This window comes from Cronobacter sakazakii (assembly GCF_000982825.1).
GTDB classification, from domain to species: domain Bacteria; phylum Pseudomonadota; class Gammaproteobacteria; order Enterobacterales; family Enterobacteriaceae; genus Cronobacter; species Cronobacter sakazakii.
In genome coordinates this window covers 750,540-765,028 of record NZ_CP011047.1, presented here as the reverse complement: position 1 = coordinate 765,028, position 14,489 = coordinate 750,540, and the positions used below count along the sequence as shown (strand labels likewise).

Genomic DNA, 14,489 nt, shown 5'->3' with positions numbered 1-14,489 from the left:
GGAGCTGCTCCGTGCACGTCCACGCCACCCTTGATCCTCTTGAGTGGGAGAGCCACTTTTTCGGCATCGACAGCGCGATTGTCCGTTTCTCTGATACCGCGCCACAGCTAGACGTGGCGCAATTAGACGCCTGGTCGCGCGTGCAGGCGAAAGTGCCCGCAGCCCGCTGCGATCTGCTGGACGGCCTGGCGCAGCTCGGCTTTCAGCTGGTGGAGGGCGAAGTGGATTTCGCGCTGACACTCACGCCTGATGCGCCCGCGCGCGACGCGCAGATAACCACCGCCACGCCCGATGATATTCCGCTGCTGCGCGACGCGGCGGCGGAGGAGTTTGCCATGAGTCGGTTTCGCGCGCCCTGGTATGCGCCTGACGCCAGCGGACGGTTTTACGCGCAGTGGGTCGAAAACGCGGTTAAAGGCGCGTTCGATCACGAATGTCTTATCCTGCGCACGCCGCAGGGAGCGCTGCGCGGTTTCGTGACGCTGCGCGCGCTTAACGAACAAGAAGCCCGTATCGGCCTGCTGGCCGGTCGCGGCGCCGGAGAAGCCCTGATGCAGGCGGCGCGCCACTGGTGCGTCACGCGCGGGCTTTATACCTTGCGGGTTGCGACGCAGGCGGGCAACCGCGCCGCGCTGCGCCGCTATATTGCCAGCGGCGGCAACATCGAAAGCACCGCTTATTGGTTATACAGGTAACTATCATGATCCCATTTAACGCACCGCCCGTGGTTGGCACGGAAATCGACTATATGCAGTCTGCGATGAGCAGCGGCAAGCTGTGCGGCGACGGCGGTTTTACCCGCCGCTGCCAGCAGTGGATGGAGCAGCGTTTCGGCAGCCCAAAAGTGTTGCTGACGCCGTCCTGCACCGCGTCGCTGGAGATGGCGGCGCTGCTGCTGAACATCCAGCCGGGCGATGAAGTGATCATGCCGAGCTTTACGTTTGTCTCCACTGCTAACGCCTTTGTGCTGCGCGGCGCGAAAATCGTCTTTGTGGATGTGCGTCCGGACACCATGAATATCGATGAAACGCGGATTGAAGCGGCCATCACCAATAAAACCCGCGCCATCGTGCCGGTGCATTACGCGGGCGTGGCCTGCGAGATGGACACCATTATGGCGATTGCCGAAAAGCACCAACTCTATGTGGTGGAAGACGCCGCGCAGGGCGTGATGTCGACCTATAAAGGCCGGGCGCTCGGCACTATCGGCCACATCGGCTGCTTTAGCTTCCATGAAACCAAAAACTATACCGCCGGTGGCGAAGGCGGCGCGACGCTGATTAACGATCCGGCGCTGGTAGAGCGCGCGGAGATCATTCGCGAAAAAGGCACCAACCGCAGCCAGTTCTTCCGCGGTCAGGTGGACAAATATACCTGGCGCGATATTGGCTCCAGCTACCTGATGTCCGATTTACAGGCCGCCTATCTCTGGGCGCAGCTGGAAGCGGCAGACCGCATTAACCAGCAGCGGCTGACGCTGTGGCAAACCTATTACGACGCGCTCGCCCCGCTGGCGCACGCCGGGCGCATCACGCTGCCGTCGATCCCCGAGACCTGCCGCCATAACGCGCATATGTTTTACATTAAGCTTCGCGATATCGACGACCGCAGCAAGCTCATTGCCTACCTCAAAGAGGCCGAAATCCTGGCGGTGTTCCACTACATTCCGCTGCACGGCTGTCCGGCGGGCGAAAAATTCGGCGAGTTCCATGGCGAAGACCGCTTCACTACCGTCGAGAGCGAACGCCTGCTGCGCCTGCCGCTTTTCTTTAACCTCGCGCCGGTTAACCAGCGCACGGTGATCAATACGCTGCTGAGCTATTTCGGCTGATATGTCGCTCGCTAAAGCTTCCGTGTGGACCGCCGGGTCCACGCTTATCAAAATCGGCGCGGGGCTCGTGGTCGTCAAACTGCTGGCGGTCGCGTTTGGCCCTGCGGGCGTCGGGCAGGCGGGGAATTTCCGCCAGCTGATTACGGTGCTCGGCGTGTTAGCCGGGGCGGGCATTTTCAACGGCGTGACGAAACTGGTCGCGCAGCATCAGCATGACGCCGCCGGGCTGCAGCGCGTCACGGGCACGGCATCGGCGATGGTGCTGAGCTTCTCGACGTTACTGGCGGTGATTTTTCTGCTGGCGGCCGGGCCGATTAGCGTTGGCCTGTTTGGCCATGCTCGCTATGAAAACGTGGTGCGCATGGTGGCCTTTATCCAGATGGGGATCGCCTGGGCTAACCTCACGCTCGCCATTATCAAAGGCTTTCGCGACGCGGCGGGCAACGCGCTGGCGCTGATTATCGGCAGTCTTATCGGGGTGGTGGCGTATTACGCCTGTTTTCGTCTCGGCGGGTATGAAGGCGCGCTGCTGGGCCTGGCGCTGGTGCCTGCGCTGGTCGCCATCCCGGCGGTCTGGATGCTGATGCGGCGCGAGCATGTGCCGCTGCGCTATCTGAAACCGTCCTGGGACGGCCCGCTGGCGCGCCATCTCGGTAAATTCACGCTGATGGCCCTGATGACCGCGGTAACGCTGCCGGTCGCGTATGTGATGATGCGAAACCTGCTGGCCGCCCGTTACGGGTGGGATGCCGTCGGCATCTGGCAGGGCGTGAGCAGTATCTCCGACGCCTATTTACAGTTTATCACCGCGTCATTCAGCGTCTGGCTGCTGCCTACGCTCTCCCGCCTTGAGGCGAAGCGCGACATCACCCGCGAAATCGGACGCGCGCTGAAGTTTGTGCTACCTGCGGTGGCGACGGCGAGCTTCGCGGTCTGGCTGCTGCGGGATTTCGCCATCTGGCTGCTGTTCTCGCCGCAGTTTACCGCGATGCGTGACCTCTTCGCCTGGCAACTGGTGGGCGATGTACTGAAAGTGGGCGCTTACGTCTTTGGCTATCTGATTATCGCGAAAGCCTCGCTGCGCTTTTATATTTTGACGGAAGTCAGCCAGTTTGCTTTATTAACCAGCTTTTCATACTGGCTGATCCCGGCGCACGGCGCGGCGGGCGCGGCCCAGGCCTATATGGCGACCTATATTGTCTATTTCGCCCTCTGTTGTGGCGTATTTTTACTCTGGCGCAGACAGACATGACAGCATTGATTCACGTTCTGGGGTCCGATATTCCCCATCATAACCAGACGGTACTGCGTTTCTTTAACGATGAACTGGCCGAAACCAATGAACAGGCGCGCCGCTTTATGGTGGTGAGCGCCGATGAACAACTCGGTCAGCAGTACCCGGCGCTTTCGCTGAGCATTTATCCCGATAAAAAATCGCTCGCCCGCGCTGTGGTGGCGCTGGCGCGTGAAAACCGCCAGCAGCGCTTTTTTCTGCATGGCCAGTTTAATGCGCCGCTGTGGCTGGCGCTGCTTGGCGGCGGGCTGAAGCCCGCGCAGGTGAGCTGGCATATCTGGGGCGCGGATCTCTACGAAGCTTCGCGTAGCCTGAAGTTTCAGCTCTTTTACCGGCTGCGCCGTCTGGCGCAGGGGCGCGTCGGCCATGTGTTCGCCACGCGTGGCGATCTCAGCCACTTTGCGAAGCGTCATCCCGGCGTGCCGGGCGAGCTGCTCTATTTCCCGACGCGTATGGATGAAGGGTTAAACCAGCTGCCGCCGCCTGAGCGTGACGGCAAGTTAACGATTCTGGTGGGCAACTCCGGCGATCGGAGCAATGACCATATCGCGGCGTTGCAGGCGGTGCATCAGCAGTTTGGTGATAACGTCAATGTGATTGTGCCGATGGGATATCCTTCGAATAACGACGCGTGGATAGACGAAGTGACGCGAGCCGGGCAGACGCTGTTCAGCCCGGAAAACCTTAACATCCTGCGTGAAAAGCTCGATTTCGACGCGTATCTGACGCTGCTGCGCCAGTGCGATCTCGGGTATTTCATTTTTGCGCGCCAGCAGGGGATTGGCACGCTGTGCCTGCTCATTCAGGCGGGCGTGCCGTGCGTGCTGAGCCGCGAAAACCCCTTCTGGCAGGATATGGTGGAACAAAATCTGCCGGTGTTGTTTACCGGCGATAAGCTTAACGAGGTGACGGTGCGCGAGGCGCAGCGTCAGTTGCAGATGGTCGATAAATCGCAAATCGCGTTCTTTAAGCCTAACTACCTGGCCGGCTGGCACCGCGCGCTGCGTATCGCTTCAGGAGAAGTGGCATGAGCTTACTGCAATTCAGCGGCCTGTTTATCGTCTGGCTGCTGGCGACGCTGTTTATCGGCACGCTGACCTGGTTTGAGTTCCGCCGGGTGCGGTTTAACTTTAACGTCTTTTTCTCGCTGCTGTTCCTGCTGACGTTTTTCTTCGGCTTTCCGCTGACTAGCATTCTGGTGTTTCGCTTTAACGTGGCGGTGGTGCCTGCGGAAGTGTTGTTGCAGGCGCTGCTTTCGGCGGGCTGTTTCTACGCGGTCTATTACGTCACCTACAAAACGCGGTTGCGGACGGCGCGGGCGCAGGCAGCGTCCTCCGGCGGCGGGCTGTTTACGATGAACCGCGTTGAAACCCATCTGGCGTGGATGGTCATGATGGCGGTCGCGCTGGTGAGCGTCGGCATTTTCTTTATGCATAACGGCTTTCTGCTGTTCCGGCTGCACTCCTACAGCCAGATTTTCTCCAGCGAAGTCTCCGGCGTGGCGCTGAAGCGCTTTTTCTACTTCTTTATACCGGCGATGCTGGTGGTCTATTTCCTGCGTCAGAGCAGCCGCGCGTGGCTCTTTTTCCTCGTCAGCACCGTCGGGTTCGGCCTGCTGACGTATATGATTGTCGGCGGCACGCGCGCCAATATCATTATTGCGTTCGCAATCTTCCTGTTTATCGGCATTATTCGCGGCTGGATCTCGCCTGGCATGCTGGCTGCGGCAGGCGTGATGGGGATTGTCGGGATGTTCTGGCTGGCGCTGAAGCGCTATGGGCTTAACGTCAGCGGCGACGAAGCGTTTTACACCTTTCTTTACCTCACGCGTGACACCTTCTCGCCGTGGGAAAACCTGGCGCTGTTGTTGCAACACTACGGTGACATTGAGTTTCAGGGGCTGGCACCGATTGCGCGCGATTTCTATGTGTTTATTCCGTCATGGGTCTGGCCTGACAGGCCGCATATCGTGCTCAACACCGCTAACTATTTCACCTGGGAAGTGCTGAATAACCACTCGGGGCTGGCTATCTCCCCGACGCTGCTTGGCTCGCTGGTCGTGATGGGCGGCGTGTGGTTTATCCCGCCTGGCGCGGTGGTGGTCGGGTTGATTATTAAATGGTTCGACTGGCTGTATGAGCGCGGCAACCATGAACCGAACCGCTATAAGGCCGCGATTCTGCACAGCTTCTGCTTTGGCGCTATCTTCAACATGATTGTGCTGGCTCGCGAAGGGCTGGATGCGTTCGTGTCGCGCGTGATCTTTTTTATGGTGGTCTTCGGCGCCTGTCTGGTCGTCGCGAAACTGATTTACTGGCTGCTGGATAGCGCAGGGCTTATCCAGCCGCGCCGTCGTCGTGCCGCGCCGCTGTCGCCAACGGAAACGCTTTAAGGTTAAGGGAATATGATGTCTGAACAGGTCACCGCCCCGGTCTATACGCTTCGCGGGCTGCCGCTGCTGGGGTGGCGCGATATGCAACACGCGCTCGATTATCTCTATGCCGATGGCTCGCTGCGCCACGGCACGCTGGTGGCGATTAACGCCGAGAAGATGCTGGCGCTGGAGGCGGATGCCGAAGTCCGCAGTCTGATTGAAGCGGCGGAGTTTAAATATGCCGACGGCATTAGCGTCGTGCGTTCGGTCCGTAAAAAGTATCCGCAGGCGAAAGTGTCGCGTGTGGCGGGGGCCGATCTCTGGGAGGCGCTGATGGCGCGCGCCGGACGCGAAGGTACGCCGGTGTTTCTGGTGGGCGGCAAGCCGCAGGTGCTGGCGCAAACTATCGAAAAGCTCAAACGGCAGTGGAATGTGAATATTGTCGACGCGCAGGATGGCTATTTTAAGCCAGAGGAGCGAGCGGCGCTGTTTGCGCGCATCCGCGACAGCGGCGCACAGATTGTCACGGTGGCGATGGGCTCGCCGCGCCAGGAGATTTTTATGCGCGACTGCCGTCTCGTTCACCCTGACGCCCTGTATATGGGCGTCGGCGGCACCTACGATGTGTTCACGGGCCATGTGAAACGCGCGCCGAAAGCGTGGCAAAACCTGGGGCTGGAATGGCTCTACCGTTTGCTCTCCCAGCCGAGCCGTCTCAAACGCCAGCTGCGCCTGCTGCGCTATCTGGGCTGGCACTATACCGGCAGGCTCTAATCCTGAGGCGGCGTCTGCCGACGCCGCCGTTTCTCTTCTGATGATTTATTGAGCAGTAAGCGCATTTTTACCACGCATTATTTGCCATTTCTCTCAAATTGCGGAACCATTCGCCCGCCCCTTGCCGGGACGCGGCAGGGTTACGCTGCCCGCAGGCGCGTCGTTATTCACCATCACAATAACCAGGTTCACCTGGACGCACGTGAAACACAACACAGAGGATCTATGGCAGAGAATAAACCGGAACTACAGCGAGGGCTGGAGGCCCGACATATCGAGCTGATTGCGCTCGGCGGCACTATCGGGGTGGGACTGTTTATGGGTGCCGCCAGCACGCTGAAATGGGCGGGGCCGTCTGTGCTGCTGGCCTACATCATCGCCGGGCTGTTCGTCTTTTTCATTATGCGCTCTATGGGCGAAATGCTGTTCCTTGAGCCGGTAACCGGTTCGTTCGCCGTTTACGCGCACCGCTATATGAGCCCGTTTTTCGGCTATCTCACCGCGTGGTCCTACTGGTTTATGTGGATGGCAGTGGGTATTTCGGAAATCACCGCCATCGGGGTTTACGTCCAGTTCTGGTTCCCGGAGATGGCGCAGTGGATACCCGCGCTGATTGCCGTGGGGCTGGTCGCGCTGGCGAACCTTGCAGCGGTGCGGTTGTATGGCGAAATCGAGTTCTGGTTCGCGATGATTAAAGTCACCACCATTATCGTCATGATCGTGGTTGGGCTTGGCGTGATTTTCTTTGGCTTCGGCAACGGCGGACATGCCATTGGCTTCGGCAATCTCACCTCGCACGGCGGTTTCTTTGCCGGCGGCTGGAAAGGCTTTCTGACAGCACTCTGTATCGTCGTGGCGTCATACCAGGGCGTTGAGCTGATTGGCATTACCGCGGGCGAAGCGAAAAACCCACAGGTGACGCTGCGCAGCGCGGTTGGCAAAGTGCTGTGGCGCATCCTGATTTTCTATGTAGGCGCGATTTTCGTTATCGTGACCATCTTCCCGTGGGATGAGATTGGCAGCAACGGCAGCCCGTTCGTCCTGACCTTCGCAAAAATCGGCATCACCGCCGCGGCAGGCATTATCAACTTCGTGGTGCTGACCGCCGCGCTCTCCGGCTGCAACAGCGGCATGTACAGCTGCGGACGTATGCTCTATGCGCTGGCGAAAAACCGCCAGTTACCGGCGGCGATGGGCAAAGTCTCCCGCAACGGCGTACCGGTGGCGGGGGTCGCGCTCTCCATCGTTATCCTGCTGGTGGGCTCGTGCCTGAACTACATTATCCCGAATCCGCAGCGCGTGTTTGTTTATGTCTACAGCGCCAGCGTGCTGCCGGGTATGGTGCCGTGGTTTGTTATCCTGATTAGCCAGCTGCGCTTTCGCCAGACGCACCAGGCGGCGATTGCCTCGCATCCGTTCCGCTCCGTGCTGTTCCCGTGGGCGAATTACCTGACGATGGCGTTCCTGGTTTGCGTGCTGGTGGGCATGGGATTCAACGACGATACGCGGATGTCGCTGATTGTCGGCGCGATTTTCCTGGTACTGGTGAGCGTTATTTATAAGCTTTTCGGGTTCGATCGCTACGGTTCGACCCCCAAAGTGGACGGATAACCGCCAGAATGCGCAAAGCATAACCAAACGCGCATTTTCTTCAAAAAAGCACTAGACAGCAGGGCGCGAAGTCCGTAGTATCCCCACCCGCAACGGCGCTACGCGCCCGTAGCTCAGCTGGATAGAGCGCTGCCCTCCGGAGGCAGAGGTCTCAGGTTCGAATCCTGTCGGGCGCGCCATTTAACCGGCGCTTGAGCTGCGGTGGTTTTAATACCGCGTGAAAGAATACAGTGGTGGCTATAGCTCAGTTGGTAGAGCCCTGGATTGTGATTCCAGTTGTCGTGGGTTCGAGTCCCATTAGCCACCCCATTATTTAAGAGTTTGTGGCGATGCGAAGGTGGCGGAATTGGTAGACGCGCTAGCTTCAGGTGTTAGTGTCCTTCGGACGTGGGGGTTCAAGTCCCCCCCCTCGCACCACTACTTGATTGAACAAAAAAGTCAAAAAGCAGTATACGGCGAGTAGCGCAGCTTGGTAGCGCAACTGGTTTGGGACCAGTGGGTCGGAGGTTCGAATCCTCTCTCGCCGACCACTTTTGAACCTCGCTTCGGCGAGGTTTTTTGTTTTCCGCCTCCTGCCGCTTTACTTCCGTACTTTATTTTTCCAGAAACTTTTCTCGTTTCTTAAACACTTCTCGTGTTGGGTAATGACTCCAACTTATTGATAGTGTTTTATGTTCAGATAATGCCCGATGACTTTGTCATGCAGCTCCACCGATTTTGAGAACGACAGCGACTTCCGTCCCAGCCGTGCCAGGTGCTGCCTCAGATTCAGGTTATGCCGCTCAATTCGCTGCGTATATCGCTTGCTGATTACGTGCAGCTTTCCCTTCAGGCGGGATTCATACAGCGGCCAGCCATCCGTCATCCATATCACCACGTCAAAGGGTGACAGCAGGCTCATAAGACGCCCCAGCGTCGCCATAGTGCGTTCACCGAATACGTGCGCAACAACCGTCTTCCGGAGCCTGTCATACGCGTAAAACAGCCAGCGCTGGCGCGATTTAGCCCCGACGTATCCCCACTGTTCGTCCATTTCCGCGCAGACGATGACGTCACTGCCCGGCTGTATGCGCGAGGTTACCGACTGCGGCCTGAGTTTTTTAAATGGCGGAAAATCGTGTTGAGGCCAACGCCCATAATGCGGGCGGTTGCCCGGCATCCAACGCCATTCATGGCCATATCAATGATTTTCTGGTGCGTACCGGGTTGAGAAGCGGTGTAAGTGAACTGCAGTTGCCATGTTTTACGGCAGTGAGAGCAGAGATAGCGCTGATGTCCGGCGGTGCTTTTGCCGTTACGCACCACCCCGTCAGTAGCTGAACAGGAGGGACAGCTGATAGAAACAGAAGCCACTGGAGCACCTCAAAAACACCATCATACACTAAATCAGTAAGTTGGCAGCATCACCCTCGTGTTGTTATCTGCCTGCCGTACTGTAATCGCGCTCACAAAATTCGTTTAGCGTTATTAATCAGTTTCTGTGCTAATGATTAAATCTGCCGCTGCGCTTTATTGACCACTTTTTATTTTGAAATGAGGGTTTTTTATGATTAATGATTTATTTTTGGTGATGCATTGTTAATTTTAGCCGCCTTTAAGATTGGTGGTTGCCAATTAATATTAGCCAGATTGCTTTTATATAATTTTCGGTGATGAGCGAAAAAATATAATGCATTGATTTTAAAAGAACCCTGCGCAAATCCTCATGAATTAATTGACTGCTAATTTTTAATTAGACCATTTGAAATTTTCCCAACACCCATTACACCTATTACATATCTGAAATTAAGCCGTCGGGACTGAATGCCTGGAATTTTCCTCGCGTTGCCGTCTTCCCTGCTCTGTGCGCCTTTTCTGAGCACAGCCCGTTTTTCTCTTCCCGTTGTTTGCGGAACGTTCTGTTTTGACATACGTGACAAAAATAAGTGAGGGGTTATGGCAACAATTCTCGATGGCAGTGCAACCGCGCAGGCATTAACCATTCAAACGCTGGCGCGCCATGGCGGCGAATTAATTACCACCGTACAGGCGCAGGGCACCCGGACATTAATACTGTCGGAGCCTTCCGTAGTGCGTATTCAGGCAACGCCAGATGCGGTGCTGCATTACGAACGGCAGGGCGATGACCTAATTCTGCATATGCAAAACGGCAGTACCGTCGTCTGTAAAAACTATTTTGCCGAGCAGGACGGCTATCACAGCGAATTATTATTTGATGACGGGAAACATCCGCCGGTTCATGCCGTCTTTCCCTCGAATGAAACGATGGCCGCCAGCGCGCCTGGATTGACGCCGGAATATCAGACGGTAGACAGCATTGAGCCGCTGCTTATCGGCGACAGTCATACGATGGCTATTCTGGGGCCAATTCTCGGCGCGGTGGCGCTCGGCGGCGTGATTGCCGCGGCAGGTTCCGGCGGTGGCGGTGGCGGTAGCGACCGGGGCGGCGACAATGGCGGGAACAGCGGCAGCAATGGCACCATCAAACTCAATACGCTTTCCGGCGACGGCATGCTGAATGCCCAGGAAGCGCAAAGCGCGCTGGTGGTCAGCGGCCAGACCGTCAATGTGGCCCCTGGCACGACGGTCACGGTGACGATTAACGGCAAAACCTACACCACTACCGTTGCGGCGGATAATACCTGGTCGCTGACGGTTCCGGCAGCCGACGTGCAGGCATTCCCGGACGGTCCGCTGCCGGTGCGCGTGACCACGACCGATACCGCCGGCCATACCATCAGCGCCGAATCGTCATTGGATGTCGCGGCGCAATTCCTGCCCGACCCGCAAATCGCCCCGGTATTTGGCGACGATATGCTGGTGCTGACCGAAAGCCAGGGCAACCAGACCATCAATGGCACGACCGGCATTACCGGCGCGGGCCAAAGCGCGGTAGTCGTGATAAACGGCGTCTCGTACCCGGTCGAGGTCGACGGCCAGGGCAACTGGAGCCTGACGCTGACGCCTGCCCAGCTCAGTACGCTGCCGCAGGGTGAACTGCCGATAAGCGTTATCGTCACCGACGCGGCGGGCAATACCGGCAGTAATACGATTATCGCCACGGTCGATACCATTCCGCCGCCGGTTACCGTGTTACCGCTCACAGGGGACAATCTTGTGAATGCCGTTGAAAGCAAACTGCCCATTGCGATCAACGGTACCTCTGAGCCCGGCGCGCAAATCACCGTGAGCTATAACAATCAGCAATACACCACCACGACGGGGGCTGACGGCAAATGGAGCGTGCAAATCCCTGCTAATGCGCTCGATGGCATGGCAAACGGCAACTATCCGCTCACCGTCACCGCCAAAGACGCTGCCGGCAATACAGGCACCACCAGCGAAACCGTAACCATGGCGCTGACGCCGCCCGCGCCGACACTCAACACGCCGTTTGGCGACGATCTGCTGAACAATAACGACACCAAAGTCACGCAACTGCTCACCGGGAAAACCGGCGCGTTCGGCGGCTCTCAGGGGGTGATCGTCAACATCGGTGGGCTGGATGTGCTCAGCCACGCCACGCCGGTGCGGGGCAGCGATGGCAAGTGGTCGCTGAATGTCGATCCCGTGGCGGGCGGTAATAACTATCTGGCGACCGTCGATGAGAACGGCAACTGGCAGCTGGCGTTGCCGCCCGATGTGCTTCAGCAGTTTGCGGATGGCGAAATAACGATAACCGTGGTTGCTGTCGATGGCGCAGGGAACTTCGGTGCTGCGCCGCAGCAATCATTCGATGTGGATACCACGCCGCCGACGCTTGCCGTTACGCCGGTCACCGGCGATGACATCATCACGGCGCTGGAGAGCGGCGCGGATGTGGTAGTGAGCGGCACCAGTAGCGGGCTGGAGAGCGGCCAGAGCGTTAGTGTGCTCATCAACGGTGTGACCTATGTGACGGCCGCCGGGGCCGACGGTAGCTGGAGCGTGACGATACCGGCGGCGAATGTGCAGGCGCTGCCTCAGGGCGATGTGCCCATTTCCGTCAGCGCCAGTGACGCGGCGGGTAACCGCGGCGTGGCGGGGAGCACGGTCACGGTTGATACCGAGGTGACGCTTACCGTAAACCCTGTCGCGGGCGACGACATCATCAACTCACTGGAGATTGCGGGAGATGTGCCGGTGAGCGGTACGGCATCGGTAGAAGACGCCGGGCGGACGGTGACTGTGACGCTTAACGGTCAGGATTACACCACCACCGTTCAGCCGGACGGCAACTGGACCGTGAATCTGCCTGCGGCAGACCTTCAGGCGCTCGCTGACGGCCAGCAACCGCAATCGTGACGGGCACAACAGGCACCGCCCACGCGGCAAACGTGGAAGTCGTGATTAACGGCATCACTTATACCGCCACGTTTGATGCCAGCGGCACCTGGCAGATCACCGTGCCCGCGGCGGATTTACAGGCGATGCCCGCCGATGGTTCGCAAATTCCCATCACCGTGACGGTGACCGACACCGCAGGCAATAGCGGCAACGGAAATAACAGCTTCAGCGCCGATTTCGTACCGCCGTCGCTGACGGTCAATGACGTGACCGGCGACAACCTGATTAACCCGACCGAGGCGGCTGGCGTCATCGCGGTCTCCGGCATGTCCGATCCGGGCAGCGTCGTGACGTTTACCTTAAACGGTGAGACTTACGGCCCGGTGACGACCGCCGGTAACGGCAACTGGAGTATCAATATTCCCGCAGGGCAGCTGGCATCGCTTGCGGATGGTGTTTATGACATGGTCGTCACCGCTGAAGATGACGCGGGAAATATCGTCACGGAGACGGTGCCGCTGACGATTGATTTCACCGCGCCGGTTATCACGATTAACGAGCCGCTGGCTGCTGACGGCTACATCAATCAGGCGGAGGCGCAAAGCGGCGTGACGATCACCGGCACCGGTGAAGCCGACCTGCCATTAATGCTGACGCTTAACGGCGTTACCTATAACACCACGGTGCTGGCGAACGGCACCTGGAGCGTGCAGTTGCCCGCCAGCGCGCTGGGCTCTGTGCCGAATGGCGATTATACGCTCAGCGCAACCCAGACGGATGCCGCAGGCAACAGCGGCAGCGACAGCGCGCCAGTCAGCGTGCTGAGGACGCTGCCCGCCCCGACCATTACGCTTGCGTATGGTGATGGCTTCCTGAGCCAGGCGGAATCACAAACGGATCAGACGATTACCGGCACCACGGGGCTGAATTCCAGCGCACTGGTGGAGTCAGCGACGGTCACTATTGGCGGCATCGCCTATACGCCCACCATTAACAGCAACGGCACCTGGAGCGTGACGCTAACGCCGACACAGCTTCAGGCGCTGCCGCAGGGCGCAGTACCGATTCGCGTGGATGTAACCGATGTGGCGGGTAACGCGGGCAGCCGGCAGACCTTCTCTACCGTCGATACCGTTATCCCCACGGTCGATGTGTTACCCGTGACTGGCGATGACATTATCGATCAGACGGAGATCGCAGGCGGCGGGCTGGTTATCAGCGGTGATTCCGAACCCGGCGCGGAGGTGACTGTTCTCTTTGGCAGCGTCACGCTGACAACAACGGTGCTTGGCGATGGTAGCTGGAGCGTGGCGATCTCACCCGATGCCCTGGCCCAGCCCGAAGGGAGCTATACGCTCGATATTACGTCGCGCGATGACGCCGGTAATCAGGTTTCCACACAGCATACAGTGCAGTTGCAGAACGGCGTGGCGCCACCCGCGCTGATGGGACTGTTCGCTGAGCCGCTGCTCATCAGCGACGTGGCGCTGACAGGCACTGACGGTAACGACCACTTTATTCTCAACAGTCTGGATTTCAGCCGGATTGATGGCGGCGCGGGTGTCGATACCTTAACCCTCGGCGACAAGCTGCAGACGCTCAACCTCGCGCAGCTCGGTTTCAAAGTGGCGCATATTGATGTGCTCGATCTCGGTACCAGCGGCAAGGGCAGCCTGACCCTGAATCTCGATAACGCGCTGAATCTGAAAGACGATTCTCACGAGCCGTTGCGTATTACGGGGGACAACGGCGGTGAAGTGACGCTGCTTAATACGCCGGCAGGCATCTGGTCGGTGAGCGGCGTCGAGACTATCGGCGATCATGTGTTCGACGTTTATCACAACAGCGCGCTGGGGTCGACCAACACGCTGGGCGATTTGCTGATTCAGGAAAATATCCACGTAAAACTGATGTAAGAGAGAAGTGATGGGTTTTAGCGACACTCGGCGTTATACGTGTCGCCCAGAGGAGACATATAAGTTTTTAATATCTATAAGGAAAGATGCCGGGCTGGAAACCGTGTCGCTATTTGATGACACCTGAAGGCTGCGCCTGCCAGGGAAATGCGCCTACGGCCCCGGTCACAGTAGCGATGAAACAAGGGGTTAGCCGTTGCAGACAAACGCTGCATACCTGGCACGATAAATGCTACAATAGAAATGTAGATGCTCATTCCACTTCTTATGTTTGCTCCGGCTTCATAAACCCAGGAATGACGCAGAGCCGTTTACGGTGCTTATCGTCCACAGACAGATGTCGCTTCGGCCTCATCAAACACCATGGACATAACGTTGAGTGAAGCACCACATTTGTTGTCAAACAGACCTGTTTTGATACCT

The 14,489-nt window shown here is 58.1% G+C and carries 10 protein-coding genes and 4 tRNA genes; 13 read left to right on the top strand and 1 reads right to left on the bottom strand.

The genetic code is table 11. The features are described from left to right. Positions 1–11 precede the first annotated feature (11 nt). From rffC to CSK29544_RS03550, 11 genes are all read left to right on the top strand, one after another. Positions 12–695: a dTDP-4-amino-4,6-dideoxy-D-galactose acyltransferase gene (gene rffC / locus CSK29544_RS03600; protein WP_029039576.1), complete on the top strand. Its 684-nt coding sequence runs from the start codon at positions 12–14 to the stop codon at positions 693–695. Between the two features lie 5 nt (positions 696–700). Next, positions 701–1,831 carry a dTDP-4-amino-4,6-dideoxygalactose transaminase gene (gene rffA, locus CSK29544_RS03595; protein WP_007892199.1) on the top strand — a complete coding sequence of 377 codons (1,131 nt, stop codon included), beginning with the start codon at positions 701–703 and terminating at the stop codon, positions 1,829–1,831. A gap of 1 nt (position 1,832) precedes the next feature. Continuing rightward, positions 1,833–3,083 (top strand): lipid III flippase WzxE, encoded by a 1,251-nt coding sequence (wzxE, locus tag CSK29544_RS03590; RefSeq protein ID WP_007892198.1) that lies wholly within the window; start codon positions 1,833–1,835, stop codon positions 3,081–3,083. Then, positions 3,080–4,156: a TDP-N-acetylfucosamine:lipid II N-acetylfucosaminyltransferase gene (locus CSK29544_RS03585; RefSeq protein ID WP_007892197.1), complete on the top strand. Its 1,077-nt coding sequence runs from the start codon at positions 3,080–3,082 to the stop codon at positions 4,154–4,156. Before wzxE ends, CSK29544_RS03585 begins: the two co-directional genes overlap by 4 nt. Next, positions 4,153–5,517 carry an ECA oligosaccharide polymerase gene (gene wzyE / locus CSK29544_RS03580; protein WP_004386371.1) on the top strand — a complete coding sequence of 455 codons (1,365 nt, stop codon included), beginning with the start codon at positions 4,153–4,155 and terminating at the stop codon, positions 5,515–5,517. Before CSK29544_RS03585 ends, wzyE begins: the two co-directional genes overlap by 4 nt. A 15-nt stretch (positions 5,518–5,532) precedes the next feature. Next, positions 5,533–6,273: a lipopolysaccharide N-acetylmannosaminouronosyltransferase gene (gene wecG / locus CSK29544_RS03575; RefSeq protein ID WP_029039575.1), complete on the top strand. Its 741-nt coding sequence runs from the start codon at positions 5,533–5,535 to the stop codon at positions 6,271–6,273. Positions 6,274–6,498: 225 nt separating this feature from the next. Next, positions 6,499–7,884, top strand: coding sequence for a bifunctional threonine/serine APC transporter ThrP (thrP, locus tag CSK29544_RS03570; protein ID WP_004387260.1), 1,386 nt, complete (start codon positions 6,499–6,501; stop codon positions 7,882–7,884). A gap of 102 nt (positions 7,885–7,986) precedes the next feature. Beyond that, positions 7,987–8,063 (top strand) — tRNA-Arg (locus CSK29544_RS03565). A gap of 54 nt (positions 8,064–8,117) precedes the next feature. Beyond that, positions 8,118–8,193: transfer RNA gene (locus CSK29544_RS03560), tRNA-His, on the top strand. A gap of 22 nt (positions 8,194–8,215) precedes the next feature. Further along, positions 8,216–8,301: transfer RNA gene (locus CSK29544_RS03555), tRNA-Leu, on the top strand. A 36-nt stretch (positions 8,302–8,337) separates the two neighbouring features. After that, positions 8,338–8,414 (top strand) — tRNA-Pro (locus CSK29544_RS03550). A gap of 125 nt (positions 8,415–8,539) precedes the next feature. Here CSK29544_RS03550 and CSK29544_RS03545 read toward each other — a convergent pair. After that, positions 8,540–9,237 (bottom strand): IS1-like element IS1B family transposase gene (locus CSK29544_RS03545; protein WP_095033700.1). Its coding sequence is split into 2 segments (ribosomal slippage): positions 8,540–8,988 and positions 8,988–9,237, totalling 699 coding nucleotides; the frame shifts between segments, so codons are not numbered across the junction. 582 nt (positions 9,238–9,819) lie between these two features. Between CSK29544_RS03545 and CSK29544_RS24810 the strand changes: the two genes are divergently transcribed. Further along, positions 9,820–12,168: an Ig-like domain-containing protein gene (locus CSK29544_RS24810; protein WP_239921450.1), complete on the top strand. Its 2,349-nt coding sequence runs from the start codon at positions 9,820–9,822 to the stop codon at positions 12,166–12,168. Next, on the top strand, positions 12,165–14,066 hold the full coding sequence (locus CSK29544_RS24805) for an Ig-like domain-containing protein (protein WP_239921447.1): 1,902 nt from the start codon (positions 12,165–12,167) through the stop codon (positions 14,064–14,066). Before CSK29544_RS24810 ends, CSK29544_RS24805 begins: the two co-directional genes overlap by 4 nt. Positions 14,067–14,489: the final 423 nt, after the last annotated feature.